We start from the raw sequence: 21,953 nt of genomic DNA on the forward strand, positions 1-21,953 counted from the left end.
TCTGCCAGATGACCTGGTCAGTCCGATCATCCCCCGGACGGTCCCGTCCCGCACCCCGTTGCCCCCTCGTGCTCGCGCCCCCTCCGCGTCGGCGCTGGTGGCCGCCCCGGGGCGTTCGGAGTGCTAGACGTCCTCGGGCCGGCGGGGGTTGCGCCCCGGGGCGGATCCGGTGGAGCCGCGGACCACCAGTTCCGGTTGGAACACGAACTCGCTGTGCGGGGCCGGCGACGCGTCGATCTCCTCCAGCAGGGCGCGCACCGCGGCCTGACCCATCGCGGGCACGGGCTTGCGGACGGTGGTGAGCGGGGGATCGGTGAACGCCATCAGCGGGGAGTCGTCGAATCCGACGACGGACACCTCGCCGGGGACCGCGCGGCCCCGCTGCCGGGCGGCGCGCACCGCGCCCAGGGCCATCAGGTCGCTGGCGCACACCAGCGCCGTGCACCCCCGGTCCAGCAGGGTGCCGGCCGCGGCCTGGCCGCCCTCCACCGAGAACAGGGAGTGCGCGATCAGCCGTCCGGTGATCTCGTCCTCGTCCAGGCCGAGCTGTTCGCGCACCGCGCGGACGAAGCCCTCGATCTTGCGCTGCACGGGCACGAACCGGACCGGTCCGAGCGCCAGTCCGATCCGGACGTGCCCCAGGGAGACCAGGTGCGTGACGGCCAACCGCATCGCCGCCCGGTCGTCGGGGGAGATGAACGGGGCGCGCACGCCCGGTGCGAACCCGTCGACCAGGACGAAGGGCACGCCCTGGACGCGCAGCCGTTCGTAGCGGCCGGGGTCGGCGGTGGTGTCGGAGTGCAGCCCGGACACGTAGATGATGCCGCGCACCCCGCGTTCCACCAGCAGGTCGGTGAGTTCGTCCTCGGAGGAGCCGCCCGGGGTCTGGGTGGCGAGCACCGGGGTGTAGCCCTGTCGGGTCAGGGCCTGGCCGATCACCTGGGCGAGCGCCGGGAAGATCGGGTTGTCCAGCTCCGGGATGATCAGGCCGACCAGTCCGGCGCTGCGGGCCCGCAGCCGGGCCGGCCGCTCGTAGCCGAGCCCGTCGAGGGCGGCGAGCACCGAGCGGCGGGTGGCCGCGGCGACCCCGGGCCGCCCGTTGAGCACCCGGCTGACGGTCGCCTCGCTGACCCCCACCCGCGCCGCGATGTCGGCGAGCCGCGCGGTCGGGGGCGGGGCGGGCGCCGGGGCGGGGCTCGCCGTGGGCTGCTGACTCATCGGGCTCCCTCGGATCGTGCCGGACGGGCGAACGTGCGTCATGGGCGCGGCGGTCGGCGCCCGCGCGCCCAACGTATACGCAGCGGGAGGGGGCGGGGACCGCGGGTGAGGTCAGTGGTTTCCCGGCCGTGTCCGAAAGCGACCCCCCAAATAAGAAGATGACATGCCTATTTGATAGCGTCCCGGCATGCGCTTGACCAAGTTCACCGACCTGGCCCTCCGTGCCGTGATGAGCCTCGCCGCCTCGGAGGGCGGCGCTCCGCTCACCACGCGCGAGGTGTCCGAGGCCATGGACGTGCCCTACACCCACCTGGCGAAGGCCGTCGCCCGGCTCCAGCACCTGGGTGTGGTCGAAGCGCGCCGGGGGCGCGGCGGGGGGCTCGCGCTCACCGCGGCCGGGCGGCACACCTCGGTCGGTCAACTCGTCCGTGACCTGGAAGGCGAGGGGGAGGTCGTGGAGTGCGAGGGGGACTCGCCCTGTCCGTTGCGGGGGGCCTGTCGGCTCCGCCGGGCGCTGCGCGAGGCGCAGAACGCCTTCTACGCCTCGCTCGATCCGCTGACCGTGGGCGAACTCGCGGCACCCCCCACCGGGCCGGTGCTGCTCGGCCTGGTCGGGCGACCGCGTCCCTGAGCCGCACCCGGGGTGCGCGATCGCATCCGTCGATCGCGTGAATACGAAGATCCTTTACCAATTAACCGACGAGGAGTCGTTGTGCTCTCAGCACGGTCCGTTCCGATCGTCCGCGCCACCCTCCCGGTGGTCGGTGCCCACATCACCGACATCACCGACCTCTTCTACCGCAAGCTCTTCGAGGCCCACCCGACCCTCCTGCGGGACCTCTTCAACCGCGGCAACCAGGCCAGCGGCACCCAGAAGCAGGCCCTCGCCGGCTCCATCGCCGCCTTCGCCGGCATGCTGCTGGAACGCCCCGACGAGCGCCCGGACGCCCTGCTCCAGCGGATCGCCCACAAACACGCCTCGCTCGGCGTCACCCCCGAGCAGTACAAGATCGTCCACCAGCACCTGTTCGAGGCGATAGCCGAGGTGCTCGGCGAGGCCGTCACCCCCGAGGTCGGCGCCGCCTGGGACGAGGTGTACTGGCTGATGGCCCACGCCCTCATCGCCGTCGAGGCCCGCCTCTACGAGGAGAGCGGCACCGCGGGCGGCACGGTCCGGCGCCCCATGACGATCGTCGAACGGCACGCCGAGACCCCCGACACCGTCTCCTTCGGCCTGCGCCCCGCGGACGGCCTCCCGCTCGCCCCCTTCCGCCCCGGGCAGTACGTCAGCGTCCAGGTCGAACTCCCCGACGGCGCCCACCAGATCCGCCAGTACAGCCTCTCCGCCGCGCCCGGCCGCGACCACTGGCGCATCACCGTCAAACGGGTCGACGGCGGCCCCGACCCGGACGGCGAGGTCTCCCACCACCTCCACGCGCACGCCCGCCCCGGCGACGTGCTCACCGTCTCCGCCCCCTTCGGCGACCTGGTCCTGCCCCCCGGCGACGGCCCCCTGCTCCTCGCCTCCGCCGGCATCGGCTGCACCCCCATGCTCGCCATGCTCGACCACCTCGCCACCACCGCCCCCACCCGCCCGGTGACCGTCGTCCACGCCGACCGCAGCCCCGGCTCCCACGCCCACCGCGCCGAACAACTCGCCCTGGTCGACCGGCTTCCGCACGCCGCCCTGCACCTCTGGTACGAGGACCCCGGTCCCGACACCGGCACCCCCGCCCGGACCGGACTGGCCGACGCCGGCGTCCTCGACCTGCCCGAAGGCGTCACCGCCTACCTGTGCGGCCCGCTGCCCTTCCTGCGCTCCTTCCGCAGCGACCTGCTGCGCTGCGGAGTGCCCGCCCGGTCCGTCCACTACGAGGTGTTCGGCCCGGACCTCTGGCTCGGCCAGGACTGACCGCCCGCGGTCGGGCCCGCACCCCGCGGGCCCGACCCGGTGGCGCGAAGTCCACCCCGTCGGAGGCGGGCGGCCCCGGGCAGGCATGGAAGTGCAAATCCTTGCGCATGCTTTCCGCAAGAGATTTCGTGGAGGCGCCGCCGTCCCGGGCGCGCCCCGGCGACCCCGCCCGGGCGGCCCCGCGGCGGACGGCCTCCCCGCGCCCCGGCCCCGACGCACGAAGGACGCCATGAGCCCGCACCCCGACGACCACCCCCCGCAGACCGTCACCCGGACCGCCGTCCGCCCCGGCTGGTGGACCGAGGCCGTCATCTACCAGGTGTATCCGCGCAGCTTCGCCGACAGCGACGGCGACGGCATGGGCGACCTACCGGGCATCCGCTCCCGCCTTCCCCACCTGCGCGACCTCGGGGTCGACGCGGTGTGGCTCAGCCCCTTCTACGCCTCGCCCCAGGCCGACGCCGGCTACGACGTCGCCGACTACCGGGCCGTCGACCCCGTGTTCGGCACCCTCGCCGACGCCGAAGCCCTGATCGCCGACGCCCACGCCCTCGGCCTGCGGATCATCGTCGACCTGGTGCCCAACCACTCCTCCCACCACCACGACTGGTTCCGCCGCGCCCTCGCCGGCGGCCCCGACTCCCCGCTGCGCCGGCGCTACCACTTCCGCCCCGGCCGCGGCGCCCACGGCGAACTCCCGCCCAACGACTGGGAGTCGGTGTTCGGCGGCCCGGCCTGGACCCGCACCACCGGCCCGGACGGCACCCCCGGCGACTGGTACCTCCACCTGTTCGCCCCGGAACAACCCGACTTCAACTGGGACCACCCGGCGGTCGCCGACGAGTTCCGCTCCGTCCTGCGGTTCTGGCTCGACCTGGGCGTCGACGGCTTCCGCATCGACGTCGCCCACGGTCTGGTCAAGCCCCCCGGGCTGCCCGACGCCGGCGGCCCCGCGCAGGCCCGACTGCTCGACGGCGGCGCCAAACCCTTCTTCGACCAGGACGGGGTGCACGCCGTCTACCGCTCCTGGCGCGCCCTCCTCGACGAGTACCGGGGCGAACGGATCTTCGTCGCCGAGGCGTGGACCCCCACCGTCGAACGGGCCGCCCGCTACGTCCGCCCCGACGAACTCCACCAGGCGTTCAACTTCTCGTACCTCACCACCCCCTGGGACGCCAGCGCGCTGCGCGCCGTCGTCGACCGCTCCCTGGACGCCATGCGCGCCGTCGGCGCCCCCACCACCTGGGTGCTGTCCAACCACGACGTCACCCGGCACGTCACCCGGTACGCCAACCCGCCGGGCCTCGGCACCCAGTTGCGCACCGCCGGCGACCGTCGGCTCGGGCTGCGCCGGGCCCGCGCGGCGACCCTGCTGATGCTGGCGCTGCCCGGCTCGGCCTACCTGTACCAGGGCGAGGAACTGGGGCTGCCGGACGTGGTCGACCTGCCCGACGAGGCCCGCCAGGACCCCTCCTTCTTCCGCGCCTCCGGCCAGGACGGCTTCCGCGACGGTTGCCGCGTCCCGATCCCGTGGACCGAGGACGGCCCCTCCTACGGCTTCGGCCCCGCCGGCTCGTGGCTGCCGCAACCCGCCGACTGGGGAGGGTTGAGCGTACGGGCGCAGACCGGCGCCGCCGGTTCCACCCTGGAGCTGTACCGGTCGGCCCTCGCCACCCGTCGCGCCCACCCCGCCCTCGGCGCCGGCGACCGGGTCGACTGGCTCGACGCCCCGCCCGGGGTGCTGGCCTTCCGCCGCGAGGCCGAGGGGCGCGCCGTCGTCTGCGCCGCCAACACCACCGGCGCACCGGTGCCCTGGACGGCCCCCGGCACCCCGCTGCTGTCCAGCGGACCGCTGCCCGTCGCCGGTGAACTGCCCCCCGACACCACGGTCTGGTGGAGCACTCCCTGAGCGGCGGGTCCGCCGCCCCCGCCGGGACGCGGCAGGGGCGGCGGAGCACTCGTCGGGATCAGGCCGCGGCGCGCGGCGCCAGGGACACCAGCCGTCCGACCAGGTCGCCGAAGGGACCCTCGGAGGGCTCGTCCGCCAGGATGCGCACCAGGATGCCGGCCATCTCCTCGTCGTAGGCGGAACTCACCGCGACCAGCGCCGCGAAGTCGTGCACCAACTGCAACTCCAGCTCACCGCGCGGGATCTTCCGGGTGTCCAGCCAGAGCAGGGCGGTCGACTCCACCAGCGAGATCCAGGACCGCACCACGAGCTCCAGCCGCGGCGGCGGCTGCGCCACGCCCAGGTGCCCGAGCACCCGCTCGTACGCGGTCTGCCGCACCGAATCGACGAGGCCGTTGGTGGCCGAGGCCGCGGGCACCGGCACCCCGCCGCCACCGGTCGGGACGGCCGGACCGCCGCGCATCAGGGCCGCGAACCCGGGCCCGTGCTCGTCCACGAAGTCGAAGAAGCGGCCCATCATCCGCAGCAGCCGGTCGCCCAGCGCGCCTTCGCACGGCTCCCGGAACCGGGCCGCCAGGTCCTCCGCGGCCCGGGTCAACGCCGCCTCGTACAGGCTCAGTTTCCCGGGGAAGTAGTGGTAGACCAGCGGCCGGGATATGCCCGCCGCGACGGCTATCTCATCGATGGACACCTCTTCGGGCGAGCGGTGGCTGAACAGGTCGAGAGCAACCCCGATCAGCTGCTGTCGCCGTTCCTCGACACCCATCCTGCGGCGCACCCCGGTCGTCATGGGGGACACCATAACCGCAGCGAACCCGCATGTCGGCGGGGCGTCGGGACCGTTACCGGACCCTCAGGTACCGGTTCGTTCCCGCCTTCCCCCACCGCCCGGCGGGAGCGACCGGGTGCACACCCGGGCCGGGGCGCGAGGCGGGGCCGTGACTTTCTCGGCCGACCGGTCCGCACGCCCGGCCCCCGCGTGGTGGAGTACTCCTGGCTCGACCGCGAGGTCGCTCGAACCCCCCACGACACACGGCACTTCTTCCCTTCCCCCACCATCCGGAGCGCGAAGACGCCATGACCACGCCCATCCCGCCCCCCGACGCCCCGGCCACCCCGTTCGCGTCCCCCTCCTTCCTGCCGCACCTGCGCCGCGCCACCGCCGCGGCCCTCTCCCGGCTGCCCCGAGCGCTGGGGCCGGAGGTCTACGTCCTGTCCTTCCGCATCGGCCGGATCGCCGACGACCCCCGCCGTCCGCGGCTGACGGTCGGCGGCAACACGGAGGGCCGGTGCCGTGCGCAGTGCGTCCGGCACGGCACCGACGAGGCCCGGTGGAACCCGCTGCACTGGCTGCCCGGCGGCGAGGTCGTCGGCGACGGGCCCGTGGCCGCGGCGTTCCGCGCCGAGGCGGTGCGGCTCGGCCACTGGTACGAGGACGGGGACGACCTCACCGACGCCGAGGAGGACGACTGCGCGGAGGCCCTGTACGCGCTGTTCGCGGACGCCTGCGAACGGGTCGCCGACGCCCTCACGAGGGACGGGACCCTGCTGCGGGCCCTCGGCCGGACCGTACCGGTCGTGGTCCACGATCCCGTCCTCGCCGGCTGGGAGCCGCCCCGTCCCCCGGACCCCCGTCTGCCGCCGTCGGCCCCGCACCCCTGACCGCCGGCCCGGACGACGGAGGTCCCCGCACCCACCCGGGCGCGGGGACCTCCGTCGGAAGGGGCGTCAGTGCAGGCCGTGCACGGCGGTCCCGTCCGCGGTGCGCCCTTCGAGCGCCGCCTGCACCCCCTGCTCCGTGGGCACGGCGAGGAACCGGCCCGACGCCCGTTCGGTGACGTCGCCGCTGGTGGCCACCTCCGTCACCTGCCGGCTGCCGGCCGCCAGCAGGAACCAGTCGCCCGCCTTCGCCTTCCACAGGGCCCCGGCCAACACCCGCGGCTCCCGTGCGCCGCACGCCGGCGCACCCGAGGACTGCGCGGCGACCGCGGCCACCGGCTTGCCCGGGGCGAGGAGCTGCGCGAGCACCCGGGCCTGTGGCCCGCGCCAGGTCTCGCCCCGGGTGCAGAGCCAGCGGGCCTCCCCGTTGCCCTGCGGCAACGGCTGCCGGGCGTACGCCCACGAGTTGACCGACCGCACCCCCTGGCCCTGGAACACCGCCAGTGAGCACGCGGTGCTCGCCCACTCCCCGTACGCCTCCGGACCGGCGACGTCCCGCGGCGAGCCGGGCGGGCCCGCGGTGAGCCGGGCCGGGGTGATCTCCCCGAGGTCCGCGAACAGCCGGCCGGCGCCCCCGGACTCCCGCAGCTGGAGGGCGTTGACCGCACCGCAGACGCCGGTGTCCGGATCGGGGCGGCCGGGCCCCGGCAACGGGTCGGTGACCCCCTGTGCACTGCGGCCCAGCTCCACCGGCTCGGCGTCCGGCTTCCGCAGGTCCCGGGCGGCGGCGCCGGTCACCCAGGGGGCGGTCAGATAGCGGACGTTGCCGTCGGAGCGGCCGAGCACCAGCGCCCCCGCCGCGGCCCGTTCCGCCCCGTCCACCCGGGCCAGGTCCAGGGCGGCGATCTCGGTGCCCTCCGCCGGCTCCGCGTAGCGCACCACCCGCAGCCCGTCGTACAGCAGCACCACCCGGGCCGCGTCCACCCGGCCCGCGTACAGCAGTTGCGCCGGGCCCGGCGCGGCCCCCGCCTGGGTGCCCGGGGTCGCGGACACCCGCACCGTGGAGCCGGGCCGCGCCCACACCGCGAGCGCCCGTCGCAACAGGGCCCGGTCACCGGTCAGCGCACCGCGGGCCGGCCACACCGAGAAGTCGGTCCGCGGCGAGCTCCGCCAGGCGTCGGGCTCGACGGCGGTCAACTGCTCCGGGTCCAGCGCCGCCTGCCCGGCCGGGTTGCGGGCGTAGGGCGGGGCCGCCGCGCCGTCCGGGCCCCAGCCCTCGCCGGGCATCCCCAGCAGCGCCCCGCACACCACCGTCGCGGCCAGGGCGACGCCCGCCGCCCGCAGGTGCTGGCGGCGGCGCACCAGATCGGTGGGCCGGGCCCGGAGCGTGCACGGGTCGAACTCCGGCGACTCCAACAGCGCGTACCGGAGGTCGACCTCGTCGGCCTCGGCGAGCGCGTCCTCCGGGTCGGCCACCCCGACCGCCGCGAGGAGTTCCTCGGCCTCCTCGTCGGAGAGCCGTTCGACGCCCCGGAGCACCAGGGCGGCCCGGGCCTCGGCGGACAGTTCGGACCACTCCCGGGCCAGGGCGAGTTCCCCGGCGCCCCCGGGGTGGGGGTGCAGCTTCAGTCCCCACACCGCCGGCAGGGCGGGCCGGCGCCGGGCCCGGCGCAGCAGCGCCCACCGCTTCACGGGTCGGGCCGCGGCCAGCGCGCCCCGCAGGACCCGTTCCCGCACCAGGGCGTACCCGGGGTCGACGCCCTCGTCCTCCGCGGCACGCCGGGCGGCCACCACACCGGCCGCCCACCGCGCCCCGCGTCCCCGGGGCAGCGCCCGCTGGACCAGGCCGTGCGCGGTGAGCACCCGCCGGGCGCGGGGGAGGTCCGGCGGCAACACCAGGTAGGCGATCCGGGCGAGCCGGGGATAGTGCTCGACGAGCGTGGCCTCGGCCCGCTCCTCGTCGGTGACCGGGTCGGCCGGGCGGGCGGGACGGGAGGCGACATCCTGTGACTGCACGACCAGCGCAACGAACGAATCCCGCGGAGGTCACCGCCCGGACCCGGACGGAGCACCGGCCGACCGGTCAGGAACCGGCCGGCGTGGAGAGCTGGTGCGCGTAGTGACCCAACGCCCTCTGGTAGCGCGGTAGATGCGGTGCCAGGGCCCCCAAGGCCAGGGACAGGGCCTCCCGCTCCCGTCCGGCGTCCGCCAGGCACAGTGCCAGGAAGGCCCGCACCGCATCGTCCAACTCGTCGTTCTCCGCGTCCAGTTCGGGCGACAGCAGCACCACGCCCTCCTCCGGGCGGCCCAGGTTGCGCAGCGAACTCGCGAGCTGGATCTTGGCGCGACGACGACGTGCGCCGCGCACGCCCCGCTCCAGCGCGATCCGGTACAACGGGACCGCGCGCGCCGGCTGTCCGGTCGAGTCGAACGCCCCGGCCCGTTCGAAGGCCGCCACCGCGCTGTCCGCCGGCAACTCCGCGGCCAGCGCCTCGATCACCGCCCGGAACTCGGACGCGGGCAGGGTGTCGTACCGGGACCAGGCGGCGGCCAGCCGCTGCTCCCACGCGAGCCCGGGCTCCCCGTCCCCCGTCACCGCCGTCGTTGTCGTCGAGCCGTGCGCCGCGCCCCGTGTGCCGTGCTGCGCCTGACGCACCGTCTTCCCGCTGCTCCCGTTCCCGCGCATGCCCCTCCCCTTCCTTCTTCCACAGGCACACCTTCGCACACTTGTACCCCACAAGCGGTCGGGTTCCGGCGGTGATCAGCCATGTTTCCGCCGGCGATCCGTTTCGGTCGTCCGGGATGTCGAAGGTGGCGCGGATCAGCCGGGGGCGTCGAGTCCGGCGGCCTCCCGAAGGACCCGGGCCTCCGTCTCCGGGTCGAGCCGGGCGCCGGGCCGGTCCGGGCGCCGGGGGGCCCGGCCGCCGATGGCGGTGAGCCACGCCCAGGTGTCGGCGACGGTCCCGGCAGCGGGCCGGCAGTGCAGTCCCGCGGCCAGCGCCCGGGAGGGGTCCGACCGGTGCATGGCCCCGTGGAGTTCGGAGCCGGGCGGGGTCCAGCCGGGCAGTTCGGTCCAGGGCGCCACCCCGGCCCGCAGGATGACCTCGGGGTCGGTCCACCGCAGCCGCGCGTCGGAGCCGGTGACGGCCACGCAGGCGTCGAGGAGTTCGCCGGTGGTGGTCATTCCGGACGGGCCCACCGTGTCGTACGGGCCGCTCAGTCCGGCGGCGGTGGCGTCGAGCGCGAAGGCGGCGAGGTCACGGGCGTCGACGTACTGGAGGGGCAGCTCCCGCGGCCCCGGTGCCAGGACGTCCCCGCCGCGGGCTATCCGGTTCAGCCACCAGGGCAGCCGCCTGGTGTTCTCGTACGGTCCGATGACCAGGCCCGCCCGCAGCAGCAGGCTCCGCCGCCGGCCGAAGGCGGCCTCGACGGCGAGTTCCGCGCCCCGCTTGTCCTCGGCGTACGCCGTCGACTCCGCGTCCGGGGAGCCCGCCACCACCGGGTGGCTCTCGTCGGCCCCGGGCGGGGGCGCCCAGGCGTACACGGACCTGCTGGACACGTAGGTGTAGTGGCCGGCCCGGTCCGCCAGGAGCGCGGCGGCGTCACGGACCGCCCGGGGCGCGGCCGACCAGGTGTCCAGGACCGCGTCCCAGGTGCCGTCCGCGAGCGCGGCGAGACCGGCCGGTTCGGTGCGGTCGCCGAGCAGGGCGGTGACCCCCGCCGGGGTGGGGTGGCGGCCCCGGTTGACGGCGGTGACGTCCCAGCCGCGTCGCACCGCCTCCTCGGCGACGGCCCGCCCGACGAACTCGGTTCCCCCCAGGATCAGTAGCTTCATGCCCCGGAGCCTGCCCCCGGCCCGGGGTGTGCGGAACCCCGTTCGGCCGAGGGAGAACGGTTTACTCCGAGGGCTGAACCCGCTCGGCGCGCACGGTGGTTGGCGCGCCGAGCGGTGCGCTTCAGGAGGCGATCGGGGGCACGTACTTGTAGCCCACCCGCCGTACGGTCTGGATGGCCTGCCGGTTCTCCGCGCCCAGCTTGCGCCGCAGCCGGGCCACGTGGACGTCGACGGTGCGCCCGTCGCCCACGTGCCCGTACCCCCAGACGGTGGTGACCAGCTGGTCCCGGGTGTGCACCCGGCCCGGGTGCGCCACCAGGTGGGCCAGCAGTTCGAACTCCAGGTAGGTCAGGTCGAGGTCCTGCCCCCGCACCTGGGCGGTGCGCCGCACCGGGTCGACCCGTACCAGTTCGTCGCCCTCCTCCTCGACCTCCTGGTCGGGGGCGGGCACGGGCAGCAGCCGCTGCTGGTCGGCGGGGACCAGCACCAGGTAGCCGATCATCGGGGGGTGCCCGGGCAGGGTGGGCAGGGCGTGTTGCGGGGCGGGCAGCCAGGTGGTGCCCGGCGGGAGGAAGTCGGTCACGTCGACGACCTCGTCCCGGTCCACGGCCCGCAGTCCGCGGCGGGCCGCGGCGCCGGAACGGCCGTGGCCGGGCGTGGTGGTGGCAGGGGAGGGGAGCGCGGAGCCCGTGGGGACCGGACGAGGGGTGTTCGTCGGGAAGGAACGGGTGTTCGCCATGAGAGGTCAGCTCTTTCGCGCGAGATGCCGTCGTGGGAGCCGAGGGCGGCGGGCCGGTGGGCCCGTTCCTCGGGACGTACGTCGTGCGCGCTGGCCGAAGGCCGGGGTGAGCGGCTTTAGAGGGCCGGCGCGTTCCGTGCGCGGCGACACACCCGATCGAAGTCGTGGTGCTGTCGTGACGGCCAGAAGGGCTCCAGGTACAGGTCGGGACGTCCCGTCGCTGTTTTTCGCTGGCTGGCCATGACCTCATTGAACCAGAAGCCGTCCGCCACCAGGGGTCTCCTCTCACTCTGTGGACGCCCACGGAACGGTGATCGCCCGCAACCACCCAACTGGTCAGACAAAACACCAGGTTGAACGGGTGCGGCGAGACTCGCCGCAGACGGGGCCGTCCCACTCCGTGGACATCGCGGCCCCGGAACGCGCCCGTGGGGACGCCCGCCGGACCGGCGGACGCCCCCACGGGGAGGAGGGTGCGGAGGATCAGACCTGGCCGGCCTTCTCCAGTGCGGTGCAGCAGGTGTCGACCATCAGCCGCGTCACGACGTACGGGTCCACGTTGGCGTTCGGGCGGCGGTCCTCGATGTACCCCTTGCCCTCCTGCTCGACCTGCCACGGGATGCGGACCGAGGCGCCCCGGTCGGACACCCCGTAGGAGTACTCGTTCCAGGGGGCCGTCTCGTGCTGACCGGTCAACCGGTCGTCGATGCCGGCGCCGTAGTTCTTCACGTGGTCCAGCGGCTTGGAGCCCTCGCCCAGCGCCTCGCACGCGGTGATGATCGCCTCGTAGCCCTCGCGCATGGCCTTGGTGGAGAAGTTGGTGTGCGCGCCCGCGCCGTTCCAGTCGCCCTTCACCGGCTTCGGGTCCAGGGTCGCCGACACCTCGAAGTCCTCCGCCGTGCGGTACAGCAGCCAACGGGCCACCCACAGCTGGTCCGCGACCTCCACCGCCGGCAGCGGGCCCACCTGGAACTCCCACTGGCCCGGCATCACCTCGGCGTTGATGCCGGAGATGCCCAGCCCCGCCGTCAGGCAGTTGTCCAGGTGCGCCTCCACGATCGGCCGGCCGTGGATCTCGTCCACCCCGACGCCGCAGTAGTAGCCGCCCTGCGGTGCGGGGAACCCGCCCACCGGGAAGCCGAGCGGGCGCTCGCCCTCGAAGAACGTGTACTCCTGCTCGATGCCGAAGACCGGCTCCTGCGCCGCGAACCGCTCCGCGACCTCGACCAGCTCCGCCCGGGTGTTGGACTCGTGCGGGCTCAGGTCGGTGTTGAGCACCTCGCACAGCACGAGGACGTCCGCACCGCCGCGGATCGGGTCCGGACAGACGTACACCGGCTTGAGTACGCAGTCCGAGGAGTGGCCCTTGGCCTGGTTGGTGCTCGACCCGTCGAAACCCCAGAGCGGCAGCCCCGCCAGGCCCGTGGGGGAGCCCGGCATGATCTTCGTCTTGGAACGGAGCTTGGCCGTCGGCGCGGTGCCGTCGATCCAGATGTACTCGGCCTTGAACGTCACGGGACACATCCTTCGGGGTGTTTCGGCTGCGCGGTCATGGCGGGTGCCGCGGGTCCTGCGGGGCCGCGCGCACCGGGGTCGCGCTGCTGGCGCCAGCCTGTCAAGGCGCGGTTTCCCGACCGTTGCCCGCGTGTGAACCCCGTGTTACCCGGCGACCCCGCCCGCCCGGCGCCGCACCCCCGACCCCCCGCTCCCGGACGGCGCCGGCGAACGGGTCGCCTCCAGGGCCGCCGCGAGGAAGCCCCGCACCGCGTCCAACTGCCGGTCGTCGTACTCCTTCAGCACCTGCGCCGACCGGTCGACGAGCGGGGCGTGCACCGCACGGGCCATGCCCGCGGCGCGCTGCTCCAACACCAGGAACACCCGCCGCCGGTCCCGCTCGTCCGGCACCCGCCGCACGTGACCGGACCGCTCCAGCCGGTCGATCAGGGCGGTGGTCCCCGCGGAGTTCAAGCCCAGCCGGGACCCCAGGTGCCCCACCGTCACCGGCGTCCCCGCGTGTCGGGCGTCCAGCAGGCAGGCCAGCGCCCGCACGTCGGTGGGGTGCAGCGCGTGCCGGGCCGCGAACCGGGTGTGCAGCACCCCGAGCCCGACCGCCGCCTCCCGTAGCAACCGTACGATCTCCCGCCCCGTGTCCTGGGGGCTGTGTGCGTCCATGGTCGTCCTCCGGTGGGTCTCGTGGGGGCAGTGCGGCGCCCCGGGAACCGGACCGGCCGGACACGCGACCCGCGGTGACAGGTACGCAGCAAGCCGGGGGGCTACTCAAATCCGGTAGGCAAAGTCCGGGTAACGAACACCCCGCGCCCCTCGACCGGCCCGCTCCCGGCCTACCCGTCGATTCCGCCAAACCCCTTCTGAGCAGGGGCTCTTGTCAGCGCCCGCCGGTAGAATGGAGACAGTTCGAGGGGGTCGCCAAGGAGCCCCGACGACGTCAGGAGGACATCCGTGCCCACCACCGCGTCCACCCAGCCCCTGCCCATCGAGCCCTACGCCCCGCTGCGGAAGAAGGCGCTGCCCGCCGGCCGCCCGCGCGAGTGGTACGTCACCCACAACCGCCGGCTCAAGGCCATGCGCCTGGCCATCGCCCTGCTGGACGCCGGCCTCCACGTGCCCCAGCAGGCACCCGACCGCACCATCCGCTCCACCGCCTCCCGCATCGGCATCCACCCGCCGTCCGCCACCACCTGCCACATGGTCCGGGCGTTCATGCGCTACGGCCGCTGACGCCCCCGCCCCACCGGGTGGGCCCCTTCCCGGGGCTCACCCGTTCGCACACCGGCGGGTGCGACCCGCCGCCCGGTCCCGTTCACTGGGGGCACCACGCGGCGCACTCCCGGGAGGCTGCCCCCATGCCGAGCTACCCCGTCACGCCGTCCCTGCGACCGCGGCGGACGGCATGAGCACCCCCGCCGGGCGGCCCGCCGACCGCACCGCCTCGGCCCGCACCGAACGCGGCCGCCGGGCCCGCAAGCGCGTGCCGCGCAGCGCCCATGCCGCCTGGACCCCCGCCGTCTCCCGCCCCGACCCCGTGGCCGTCCTCGAACGCCAGGGCACCGACCGGGTCGCCGAACTCCTCCCCATCCGCTACGGCCGGATGGCGCTCTCCCCGTTCGCCTTCTTCCGGGGCAGCGCGGCGATCATGGCCGCGGACCTCGCCACCAGCGAGAACACCGGCCTCACCGTCCAACTCTGCGGAGACGCCCACCTGATGAACTTCGGCCTCTTCGCCTCCCCGGAACGCGCCCAACTCTTCGACGTCAACGACTTCGACGAGACCTACCCGGGCCCCTTCGAGTGGGACGTCAAACGGCTCGCGGTGAGCGCCGCCGTCGCCGCCCGCGACAACGGCCTCGGCAAGGCCGTCGCCCGCCGGGCCGCCCAGGAGAGCGTCACCCGGTACCGGCTGATGATGCGCCGCCTCGCCGAACTCGGCGAACTGGAGGTCTGGTACACCCGCATCGACACCGCCGGCATCATGCGCCTGGTGCGCCCCAGCGGTCGCAAGACGGCCCGCGCCACCTTCGCCCGGGCCCGCCGCCGCACCAGCCTCCAGGCCCTCAACAAGCTCACCGAACTCGTCGACGGCCACCGCCGCATCGTCGACGATCCGCCCCTCGTCGAACGGGTCGGCGGCCCCGACCTCGCCGAACTCCGCAAGACCTACGGCGACTACCGCGCCACCCTCGCCGAGGAGCGCCGCACCCTCCTCGACCGCTACCGCTTCGTGGACGCGGCCCGCAAGGTCGTCGGCGTCGGCAGCGTCGGCACCCGCTGCTACATCGTGCTGCTCACCGGCCGCGACGACGGCGACCCGCTGTTCCTCCAGGTCAAGGAGGCCAACGCCTCGGTCCTGGAGGAACACCTGCCCAACGGCGCCTACGACCACCCCGGCCGCCGGGTCGTCGCCGGCCAACGCCTCATCCAGGCCGCCAGCGACATCTTCCTCGGCTGGATGACCGGCCCGCAGAGCCGCGCCTACTACTGGCGCCAACTGCGCGACATGAAGGGCTCGGTCGACCTGGCCACCCTCACCGACCGCCAACTCGTCAACTACGCCGGCCTCTGCGGCACCGCCCTGGCCCGCGCCCACGCCCGCTCCGGCGACCGGATCGCCCTCGCGGCCTACCTCGGCAACGGCGACACCTTCGACCGGGCCGTCGCCGACTTCGCCCTGCGCTACACCGTCCAGAACACCAGCGACCACTCCGCCCTGGAGGCGTCGATCGCGGCCGGGGTCATCGCGGCGGAACCCGGGGTGTGAGCCCGGGCCGCCCCGTGTTCCCGGTGGGTCAGAGCACCCGGCCCTCGCGCTCCGGCGCGCTGCACAGCGCCCAGATCACGAAGAGCCCGATGGCGATGGCCACCAGCGCCCACAGCGGCTGGTACGGCAACCAGACGAAGTTCAGCACGACGCTCAGCGCGGCCAGCCCCACGCCCACCGCCCGGGCCCAGTCCGCGCCCTTCAGGATGCCGTAGCCGACGAGCGCCACCAGCACCCCGAGGACCAGGTGGATCCAGCCCCAGGTGGTCAGGTCGAACTCGAACACGTAGTCGTTGACGCTGGCGTACACGTCGTCCTCGGCGATCGCGGCGATGCCGTTCAGGACCGCCAGCACACCGGAGACCAGCATCAGGACCCCGGCGAACACGGTCCCGCCGGTCACCCAGCCCGCCCGGCCGTCGTGCCCGCCCCCGGACGCCTTGCGGTGCGAGGCAGGTCCTCCGCCGCCCGCGCCGGGAGCGGTCGGTCCACCCGGGGTGCCCGCGGGCGGAGGTGTGGTGCTGCTCATGGGGTTCTCCCCTCGAAGCGCGGTCCCCTGGCTCGGTGCTGAGCGGCGACCCCCGCACAGGGGCCGCCGAGGACCCGGTGCCCCGAGCGTCCGCCGCCCGGCCCCGAGCGGCGATCGGGGCGGGGCCGAACGGGTGAATGCGGCGCGAGGGGCGCGTGGGGTACCTGTGGTGCGGCATGGCTCGGGCGGGGGTGGGGTAGGGCGCGCTGGTTCGGTACCGTGGGTGCGGCTCGGTGCCGGTGGTGGCTCGCCTCGTCGGGCGCCCGTCTGACCTGCGGTGATGCACTACCAGGGATTCGCTGCGTTTTTGCTCGGGCGAGGGGTGGTGGGGGGTACTCTGAGCTGGGGCTTTACCCTCGGGTGGTGTTCATCAGCCCTGGTGGGTTGGAAACATCAGGTCTTTGGCCATCTGGACGTTGGCGGCGTAGTGTTCATCAGCCCTGGTGGGTTGGAAACATCGCCCGCGCGCGCCTCACCACCACTGCCACCATGGGCGTGTTCATCAGCCCTGGTGGGTTGGAAACATCCCGCGGAGCCCTTCGCGCCGTAGCCGGCCGGCGTCATCGCTCCCCGTGGGGGTGGCGCATCCACGGGGGGCGGGCCCACGGCCCGCCTCCCGTCACTCCTCGCCCGCGCCGTCCGCGCGGAAGGCGGCCAGGATCCGCTCCGCGGCCAGCGTGGCCGTCAGCTCGCCGTCCCGTACCCGCCGCTCCAGGTCAGGGGTCAGCTTCCGCACCACGGGGTGGGTGCGGAGGCGGTCCAACAGTTCGTCGTGGACCATCGACCAGGTCCAGTCGACCTGCTGGTCACGGCGCTTGGCGGCGAGCGCGCCGGTGGAGTCGAGCAGGGCGCGGTGGGCCTCCACGCGCTCCCAGACGGTGTCAAGCCCGGTGCCCTCGCGGGCGCTGCAACTCAGGACCGGGGCGTGCCAGATCGCGTCGGGGGAGCGCAACAGGCGCAGTGCGCCGGCGAGTTCCCGGGCGGCGGCGCGGGCGTCGCGTTCGTGGGGACCGTCCGCCTTGTTGACGGCGATCACGTCGGCGAGTTCGAGGACGCCCTTCTTGATGCCCTGCAACTGGTCCCCGGTGCGGGCCAGCGAGAGCAGCAGGAAGGTGTCCACCATGTTGGCGACGGTCGTCTCGGACTGGCCGACGCCGACCGTCTCCACCAGTACCACGTCGTAGCCGGCGGCCTCCATGATGACCATGGATTCCCGGGTGGCCTTGGCGACCCCGCCCAGGGTGCCGGCGGTGGGGGAGGGGCGGACGAACGCCGCCGGGTCCACCGAGAGCCGCTCCATGCGGGTCTTGTCGCCGAGGATGGACCCGCCGGTCCGGGTGGACGAGGGGTCCACGGCGAGCACCGCGACCCGGTGCCCGCGCTCCGTCAGCATCGTCCCCAGAGCGTCGATGAACGTGGACTTGCCGACGCCCGGGACCCCGCTGATGCCGACCCGGCGGGCCCGGCCCGCGTGCGGCAGCAGGGCGGTCAGCAGCCGCTGGGCCCCGGCCCGGTGGTCGGCCCGGGTGGACTCCACCAGGGTGATCGCCCGGGCGATGGCGGCCCGCTTGCCGTCGAGCACGCCCTGCACGTAGCCGTCGAGATCGATCGTCCTCGCCATGGGTCGAGGGCTCACCGCCGTCCGGATTCGTGTCCGAGCTGCTCGGCCAGCCGGTCCACCAGGTCGTAGGCCGCGTCGGGGATCACCGTGCCGGGCGGGAAGACGGCGGTGGCGCCCGCCTCGTGCAGGGCCTCGACGTCCTGCGGGGGGATCACCCCGCCCACCACGATCATGATGTCCTCGCGGCCCTCCGCCGCCAGCTCCTCGCGCAGCGCCGGCACCAGGGTGAGGTGCCCGGCGGCCAGCGAGGACACCCCGACGATGTGCACGTCCGCCTCCACGGCCTGCCGCGCCACCTCCGCCGGGGTCTGGAAGAGGGGGCCCACGTCCACGTCGAAACCGAGGTCGGCGAAGGCGGTCGCGATCACCTTCTGCCCGCGGTCGTGGCCGTCCTGGCCCATCTTGGCCACCAGGATGCGGGGCCGGCGACCCTCGGCCTCCTCGAAGGCGTCCACCAGGGCGCGGGTGCGTTCCACGGACGGCGACTGGCCTGCTTCGGTGCGGTACACACCGGAGATCGTACGGATCTGACCCGCGTGCCGTCCGAACACCTTCTCCAGGGCGTCGGAGATCTCCCCGACCGTGGCCTTCGCCCGGGCCGCGTCCACCGCGAGGGCCAGCAGGTTGCCGTCGAGACCGGGGCCGGGCTGCCGGCCGGCGGCCCGGGTCAGGGCGCTCAGGGCGTCCTGGCAGGCCGACTCGTCCCGCTCCGCCCGCAGCCGGCGCAACTTGTCGATCTGCCGTTCCCGCACCGAGGAGTTGTCGACCTTCAACACGTCGATCTGTTCGTCGCTGGCGACCCGGTACTTGTTGACGCCGATCACCGGCTGCCGTCCCGAGTCGATCCGGGCCTGGGTGCGGGCCGCGGCCTCCTCCACCCGCAGCTTCGGGATGCCGGCGTCGATGGCCTGCGCCATGCCGCCCGCCGCCTCGACCTCCTGGATGTGCGCCCACGCGCGCCGCGCCAGGTCGTAGGTCAGCCGTTCCACGTAGGCGCTGCCGCCCCACGGGTCGATGACCCGGGTGGTGCCCGACTCCTGCTGGATCAGCAGCTGCGTGTTGCGGGCGATCCGGGCGGAGAAGTCGGTGGGCAGCGCGAGCGCCTCGTCCAGGGCGTTGGTGTGCAGCGACTGGGTGTGCCCCTGGGTCGCCGCCATCGCCTCCACGCAGGTGCGGGTCACGTTGTTGAACACGTCCTGCGCGGTCAACGACCAGCCCGAGGTCTGCGAATGGGTGCGCAGCGAGAGCGACTTGGGGTTCTTCGGCCCGAACTCCCGCACCAGACGGGCCCACAGCAGCCGGGCCGCCCGCAGCTTGGCGATCTCCATGAAGAAGTTCATGCCGATCGCCCAGAAGAACGACAGTCGCGGCGCGAACGCGTCCACGTCCAGCCCCGCGCCCTGCCCGGCGCGCAGGTACTCCACCCCGTCCGCGAGGGTGTACGCCAGCTCCAGGTCGGCCGTCGCCCCGGCCTCCTGTATGTGGTAGCCGGAGATGGAGATCGAGTTGTAGCGGGGCATCCGCTGCGAGGTGAACGCGAAGATGTCGGAGATGATCCGCATCGACGGCTTCGGCGGGTAGATGTAGGTGTTGCGGACCATGAACTCCTTCAGAATGTCGTTCTGAATCGTTCCGGCCAGCTTCTCGGGCGGGACGCCCTGTTCCTCGGCGGCCACGATGTACAGCGCCAGCACCGGCAGCACCGCGCCGTTCATCGTCATCGACACGGTCATCCGGTCCAGCGGGATGCCGTCGAAGAGCTGCCGCATGTCGTAGATCGAGTCGATGGCCACGCCGGCCATGCCCACGTCGCCGGTGACCCGGGGGTGGTCGCTGTCGTACCCGCGGTGCGTCGGCAGGTCGAAGGCGACGGACAGGCCCTTCTGCCCGGCGGCCAGGTTGCGCCGGTAGAACGCGTTGGACTCCTCCGCCGTCGAGAAGCCGGCGTACTGCCGGATGGTCCACGGCTGGTTGACGTACATCGTCGGGTACGGCCCGCGCAGGTACGGGGCGATCCCCGGGTAGGTGCCCAGGAAGTCCAGGCCCTCCAGGTCCCGCCCGGTGTACAGCGGCTTGACGTCGATGCCCTCCGGGGTCTCCCACCGCAGGTCCGACTCGTCCATCCCGACGGACTCCTTGAGCGCGGTGCGCCAGGCGTCCTCGGTGCCCGTCCCGGCCCCGTCGCCCAGCTCCACGCCGGTGAAATCGGGGATCGCCATCACGCCACTCCCAACAGGTCGAGCACGGAGGTCAGGGTCTGCACGGCGTCGCACCCCGCGAAGACGTACGCGTCCACGTCCGGGTGATCGGCCGGGCGCCCCGCCAGGTAGATCCGCTGTGCGCCCGCCCCGCGCAGGGATGCCGCGACCGCCGCCGCCCCCTCCTCGTACAGCGCGTCGCTGGAGCACAGACAGGCGACCTTCGCACCGCTCGCGACGAACGCGGCGGCCACCGAGTCGGCGTCCACGGTCACCGGCTCGTGGACCGGTTCGATCCCGCCGGCCTGGAACAGGTTCGCGGCGAAGGTCACCCGCGCGGTGTGCGCCGCGGCCGGGCCCAGCGCCGCCAGGAACACCCTCGGCCGGTCGCCGGTCGCCGTGAGGTGGGCGTCCGAACGCGCCCGCAGCGCCTCGTACGCCTCGTCCCGGCGCACCCTCGGCAGCCCGCCGGACACCCGGGCCGGAGCGGGCTCCCGCGCCACGGTCCGCTCGGCCAGCGAGGGGAACTCGCTGACTCCGGTGATCGGCTCCCGCCGGGTCGCGAGCCGGCGGGAACGCGCCGCCCAGGTACTCGCCAGCCGTTCGCCGACGAAACCCGAGCGCAGCGCCCCGGGCAATCCGCCGGCGGCCTCCAGCTCCTGGAAGAACTCCCAGCTCCGGTGGGCGAGTTCGTCGGTCAGCCGCTCCACGTACCAGGAGCCGCCGGCCGGGTCGATCACCCGTCCCAGGTGGGACTCCTCCAGCAGGATCGTCGAGGTGTTGCGGGCGATCCGCCGGGCGAAGGCGTCCGGCAGCCCGATCGCCTCGTCGAACGGCAGCACCGTCACCGCGTCCGCGCCGCCGACCCCCGCGCCCAGCGCGGCGAGCGTGGTGCGCAGCATGTTCACCCACGGGTCGCGCCGGGTCATCATCACCGAGGAGGTCACCGCGTGCTGCTGCTGGGCGCCGGCCGTGCCGTGCGCCCCCGCCACCTCGGCGACCCGGGCCCAGAGCCGGCGGGCCGCCCGCAGCTTGGCGATGGTCAGGAACTGGTCGGCGGTCGCCGCGTACCGGAAGGCCAGCTGTCCGCACGCCTCGCTCACGGTCAGCCCCGCGTCCGTGAGCAGCCGCAGGTAGGCGACCCCGGTGGCCAGCGACAGGCCCAGTTCCTCGGCCGCCGAGCCGCCCGCCTCGTGGTACGGCAGGGCGTCGACGGTCAGCGCCCGCACGCCCGGCCACCCGGCGAGGGCGGCCCGCGCCAGCTCCACCGCGTCCCCGCCGTCGAGTTCCCGCCCGGACCGGGCCTCGTGGCCCAGCGGGTCGGCGCCCAGGTTGGCCCGGGCCTCCTCGGGGCGCACCCCGTGCGCCTCGTACCGCGCCAGCAGCGCCCGTCCGGCCTCCCTGTACGCCGCGCCGGCGTCGAGGACGACCGGCGCCAGGTCCAGGAGGACGCCTTCCAGGGCCCGCCCGAGTCCGTCGACGGTCAGCCCGCCGGGGTCCAGGGTCAGCCAGAGCGAGGTGACGCCGTTCTCCAGGTCGGCGAGGACGGCCTCGTTGACCCGGGCGGGATCGTTCCCGGCGTGCCGTTGTCGCACGTCCCATCCGCCGGAGGCGGAGCCCTCCGGCCGGCCGCCCCGCACGAAGGGGGCGGCACCCGGGAAACCGGGGGAGGCCACCGCGTCGCGGGCGGTGTAGAGGGGGCGGGTGATGAGCCCGTCCTCGATCGTGGTGGACAGAACGCGCTCGGCGTCGTCGCCCGAGATCTCCTTGCCCGACTTGCGCAGTACGCCTTCCACGAGGCGCTGCCACTGCTCACGGGTCGCGTCAGGGAACTCGGCGGCCAACGAAAGCCCGTCGTCAGGCAGGACCGTCATGCCCAGATGCTAGGCCCTCACTCGCTGCGTGGCATCAGGGCACACACTGTGATCTCCAACTCAGGAAGGTGCGCCTTGTGCGCCGTTTTGCCACAACTCGTCGTGTGACCGCGGGTGTGCGCGCGGGGGCGCCTCGGACGATCGGTCACGCCCCGGAGGTGGCCGGCGACCCCCCGGCGGCAA

18 protein-coding genes are annotated in these 21,953 nt (G+C 74.3%); 6 read left to right on the top strand and 12 right to left on the bottom strand.

Annotated features, from left to right (window positions below; genetic code table 11):
* Positions 1–123: 123 nt before the first annotated feature.
* Positions 124–1,218 carry a LacI family DNA-binding transcriptional regulator gene (locus ABT092_RS23770; protein WP_351247091.1) on the bottom strand — a complete coding sequence of 365 codons (1,095 nt, stop codon included), beginning with the start codon at positions 1,216–1,218 and terminating at the stop codon, positions 124–126.
* A 187-nt stretch (positions 1,219–1,405) separates the two neighbouring features.
* Here ABT092_RS23770 and ABT092_RS23775 point away from each other — a divergent pair, with 187 nt between their 5' ends.
* The 3 genes from ABT092_RS23775 to ABT092_RS23785 all read left to right on the top strand — a co-directional run bounded on the left by ABT092_RS23775 (position 1,406) and on the right by ABT092_RS23785 (position 5,039).
* The gene (locus tag ABT092_RS23775) at positions 1,406–1,849 is read left to right on the top strand and encodes an RrF2 family transcriptional regulator (RefSeq protein WP_351247093.1); all 444 of its coding nucleotides are present in this window, start codon (positions 1,406–1,408) and stop codon (positions 1,847–1,849) included.
* An 81-nt stretch (positions 1,850–1,930) separates the two neighbouring features.
* On the top strand, positions 1,931–3,130 hold the full coding sequence (locus ABT092_RS23780) for a globin domain-containing protein (protein WP_351247095.1): 1,200 nt from the start codon (positions 1,931–1,933) through the stop codon (positions 3,128–3,130).
* A 229-nt stretch (positions 3,131–3,359) separates the two neighbouring features.
* Entirely contained in the window at positions 3,360–5,039 is a 1,680-nt protein-coding gene (locus ABT092_RS23785) for a glycoside hydrolase family 13 protein (protein ID WP_351247097.1), read from the top strand.
* A 58-nt stretch (positions 5,040–5,097) separates the two neighbouring features.
* Here ABT092_RS23785 and ABT092_RS23790 read toward each other — a convergent pair whose 3' ends face one another.
* A complete protein-coding gene (locus ABT092_RS23790; RefSeq protein ID WP_351247099.1) occupies positions 5,098–5,829 on the bottom strand; it encodes a TetR/AcrR family transcriptional regulator in 732 nt (243 codons plus the stop codon).
* 287 nt (positions 5,830–6,116) lie between these two features.
* On the opposite strand from ABT092_RS23790, the gene ABT092_RS23795 reads away from it, so the two are divergent.
* Positions 6,117–6,701 (top strand): hypothetical protein, encoded by a 585-nt coding sequence (locus ABT092_RS23795; protein WP_351247101.1) that lies wholly within the window; start codon positions 6,117–6,119, stop codon positions 6,699–6,701.
* Between the two features lie 66 nt (positions 6,702–6,767).
* On the opposite strand, the gene ABT092_RS23800 is transcribed toward ABT092_RS23795, so the two are convergent.
* The 6 genes from ABT092_RS23800 to ABT092_RS23825 all read right to left on the bottom strand — a co-directional run bounded on the left by ABT092_RS23800 (position 6,768) and on the right by ABT092_RS23825 (position 13,444).
* Positions 6,768–8,714, bottom strand: coding sequence for a hypothetical protein (locus ABT092_RS23800; protein WP_351247103.1), 1,947 nt, complete (start codon positions 8,712–8,714; stop codon positions 6,768–6,770).
* A gap of 67 nt (positions 8,715–8,781) precedes the next feature.
* Positions 8,782–9,384 carry a tetratricopeptide repeat protein gene (locus ABT092_RS23805; protein WP_351247105.1) on the bottom strand — a complete coding sequence of 201 codons (603 nt, stop codon included), beginning with the start codon at positions 9,382–9,384 and terminating at the stop codon, positions 8,782–8,784.
* A 135-nt stretch (positions 9,385–9,519) separates the two neighbouring features.
* A complete protein-coding gene (locus ABT092_RS23810) occupies positions 9,520–10,533 on the bottom strand; it encodes an NAD-dependent epimerase/dehydratase family protein (RefSeq protein WP_351247107.1) in 1,014 nt (337 codons plus the stop codon).
* A 121-nt stretch (positions 10,534–10,654) separates the two neighbouring features.
* Positions 10,655–11,272, bottom strand: a complete 618-nt coding sequence (locus ABT092_RS23815) for a winged helix-turn-helix domain-containing protein (protein ID WP_351247109.1) — start codon at positions 11,270–11,272, stop codon at positions 10,655–10,657.
* A gap of 483 nt (positions 11,273–11,755) precedes the next feature.
* Positions 11,756–12,787 (bottom strand): glutamine synthetase, encoded by a 1,032-nt coding sequence (glnII, locus tag ABT092_RS23820; RefSeq protein ID WP_351247111.1) that lies wholly within the window; start codon positions 12,785–12,787, stop codon positions 11,756–11,758.
* 144 nt (positions 12,788–12,931) lie between these two features.
* Positions 12,932–13,444, bottom strand: a complete 513-nt coding sequence (locus ABT092_RS23825) for a MarR family winged helix-turn-helix transcriptional regulator (RefSeq protein ID WP_351247113.1) — start codon at positions 13,442–13,444, stop codon at positions 12,932–12,934.
* Between the two features lie 288 nt (positions 13,445–13,732).
* Between ABT092_RS23825 and ABT092_RS23830 the strand changes: the two genes are divergently transcribed.
* A complete protein-coding gene (locus ABT092_RS23830) occupies positions 13,733–14,011 on the top strand; it encodes a hypothetical protein (protein WP_351247115.1) in 279 nt (92 codons plus the stop codon).
* 172 nt (positions 14,012–14,183) lie between these two features.
* Positions 14,184–15,548: a DUF2252 domain-containing protein gene (locus ABT092_RS23835; RefSeq protein ID WP_351247117.1), complete on the top strand. Its 1,365-nt coding sequence runs from the start codon at positions 14,184–14,186 to the stop codon at positions 15,546–15,548.
* Positions 15,549–15,576: 28 nt separating this feature from the next.
* Here ABT092_RS23835 and ABT092_RS23840 read toward each other — a convergent pair whose 3' ends face one another.
* The 4 genes from ABT092_RS23840 to mutA form a co-directional block, all read right to left on the bottom strand.
* Positions 15,577–16,077 (bottom strand): DUF7144 family membrane protein, encoded by a 501-nt coding sequence (locus tag ABT092_RS23840; protein ID WP_351247119.1) that lies wholly within the window; start codon positions 16,075–16,077, stop codon positions 15,577–15,579.
* A gap of 619 nt (positions 16,078–16,696) precedes the next feature.
* Positions 16,697–17,698 carry a methylmalonyl Co-A mutase-associated GTPase MeaB gene (gene meaB / locus ABT092_RS23845; protein WP_351247121.1) on the bottom strand — a complete coding sequence of 334 codons (1,002 nt, stop codon included), beginning with the start codon at positions 17,696–17,698 and terminating at the stop codon, positions 16,697–16,699.
* Between the two features lie 11 nt (positions 17,699–17,709).
* A complete protein-coding gene (scpA, locus tag ABT092_RS23850; RefSeq protein ID WP_351247123.1) occupies positions 17,710–19,917 on the bottom strand; it encodes a methylmalonyl-CoA mutase in 2,208 nt (735 codons plus the stop codon).
* A complete protein-coding gene (mutA, locus tag ABT092_RS23855) occupies positions 19,917–21,770 on the bottom strand; it encodes a methylmalonyl-CoA mutase small subunit (protein WP_351247125.1) in 1,854 nt (617 codons plus the stop codon). The genes scpA and mutA overlap by 1 nt, the downstream gene beginning before the upstream one ends.
* Positions 21,771–21,953 lie beyond the last annotated feature (183 nt).

The sequence above is a fragment of the Streptomyces sp. NPDC002490 genome, from assembly GCF_040296045.1.
Classification (GTDB): Bacteria; Actinomycetota; Actinomycetes; order Streptomycetales; family Streptomycetaceae; genus Streptomyces.

Excerpts from the sequence above, each read along its gene's own strand:
- ABT092_RS23770 (WP_351247091.1), bottom strand. The coding sequence starts at position 1,218 with ATGAGTCAGCAGCCCACGGCGAGCCCCGCCCCGGCGCCCGCCCCGCCC.
- ABT092_RS23775 (WP_351247093.1), top strand. The coding sequence starts at position 1,406 with ATGCGCTTGACCAAGTTCACCGACCTGGCCCTCCGTGCCGTGATGAGC.
- ABT092_RS23785 (WP_351247097.1), top strand. The coding sequence starts at position 3,360 with ATGAGCCCGCACCCCGACGACCACCCCCCGCAGACCGTCACCCGGACC.
- ABT092_RS23790 (WP_351247099.1), bottom strand. The coding sequence starts at position 5,829 with ATGACGACCGGGGTGCGCCGCAGGATGGGTGTCGAGGAACGGCGACAG.
- ABT092_RS23795 (WP_351247101.1), top strand. The coding sequence starts at position 6,117 with ATGACCACGCCCATCCCGCCCCCCGACGCCCCGGCCACCCCGTTCGCG.
- ABT092_RS23805 (WP_351247105.1), bottom strand. The coding sequence starts at position 9,384 with ATGCGCGGGAACGGGAGCAGCGGGAAGACGGTGCGTCAGGCGCAGCAC.
- ABT092_RS23810 (WP_351247107.1), bottom strand. The coding sequence starts at position 10,533 with ATGAAGCTACTGATCCTGGGGGGAACCGAGTTCGTCGGGCGGGCCGTC.
- ABT092_RS23815 (WP_351247109.1), bottom strand. The coding sequence starts at position 11,272 with ATGGCGAACACCCGTTCCTTCCCGACGAACACCCCTCGTCCGGTCCCC.
- ABT092_RS23825 (WP_351247113.1), bottom strand. The coding sequence starts at position 13,444 with ATGGACGCACACAGCCCCCAGGACACGGGGCGGGAGATCGTACGGTTG.
- ABT092_RS23835 (WP_351247117.1), top strand. The coding sequence starts at position 14,184 with ATGAGCACCCCCGCCGGGCGGCCCGCCGACCGCACCGCCTCGGCCCGC.
- ABT092_RS23840 (WP_351247119.1), bottom strand. The coding sequence starts at position 16,077 with ATGAGCAGCACCACACCTCCGCCCGCGGGCACCCCGGGTGGACCGACC.
- meaB (WP_351247121.1), bottom strand. The coding sequence starts at position 17,698 with ATGGCGAGGACGATCGATCTCGACGGCTACGTGCAGGGCGTGCTCGAC.
- scpA (WP_351247123.1), bottom strand. The coding sequence starts at position 19,917 with ATGGCGATCCCCGATTTCACCGGCGTGGAGCTGGGCGACGGGGCCGGG.
- mutA (WP_351247125.1), bottom strand. The coding sequence starts at position 21,770 with ATGACGGTCCTGCCTGACGACGGGCTTTCGTTGGCCGCCGAGTTCCCT.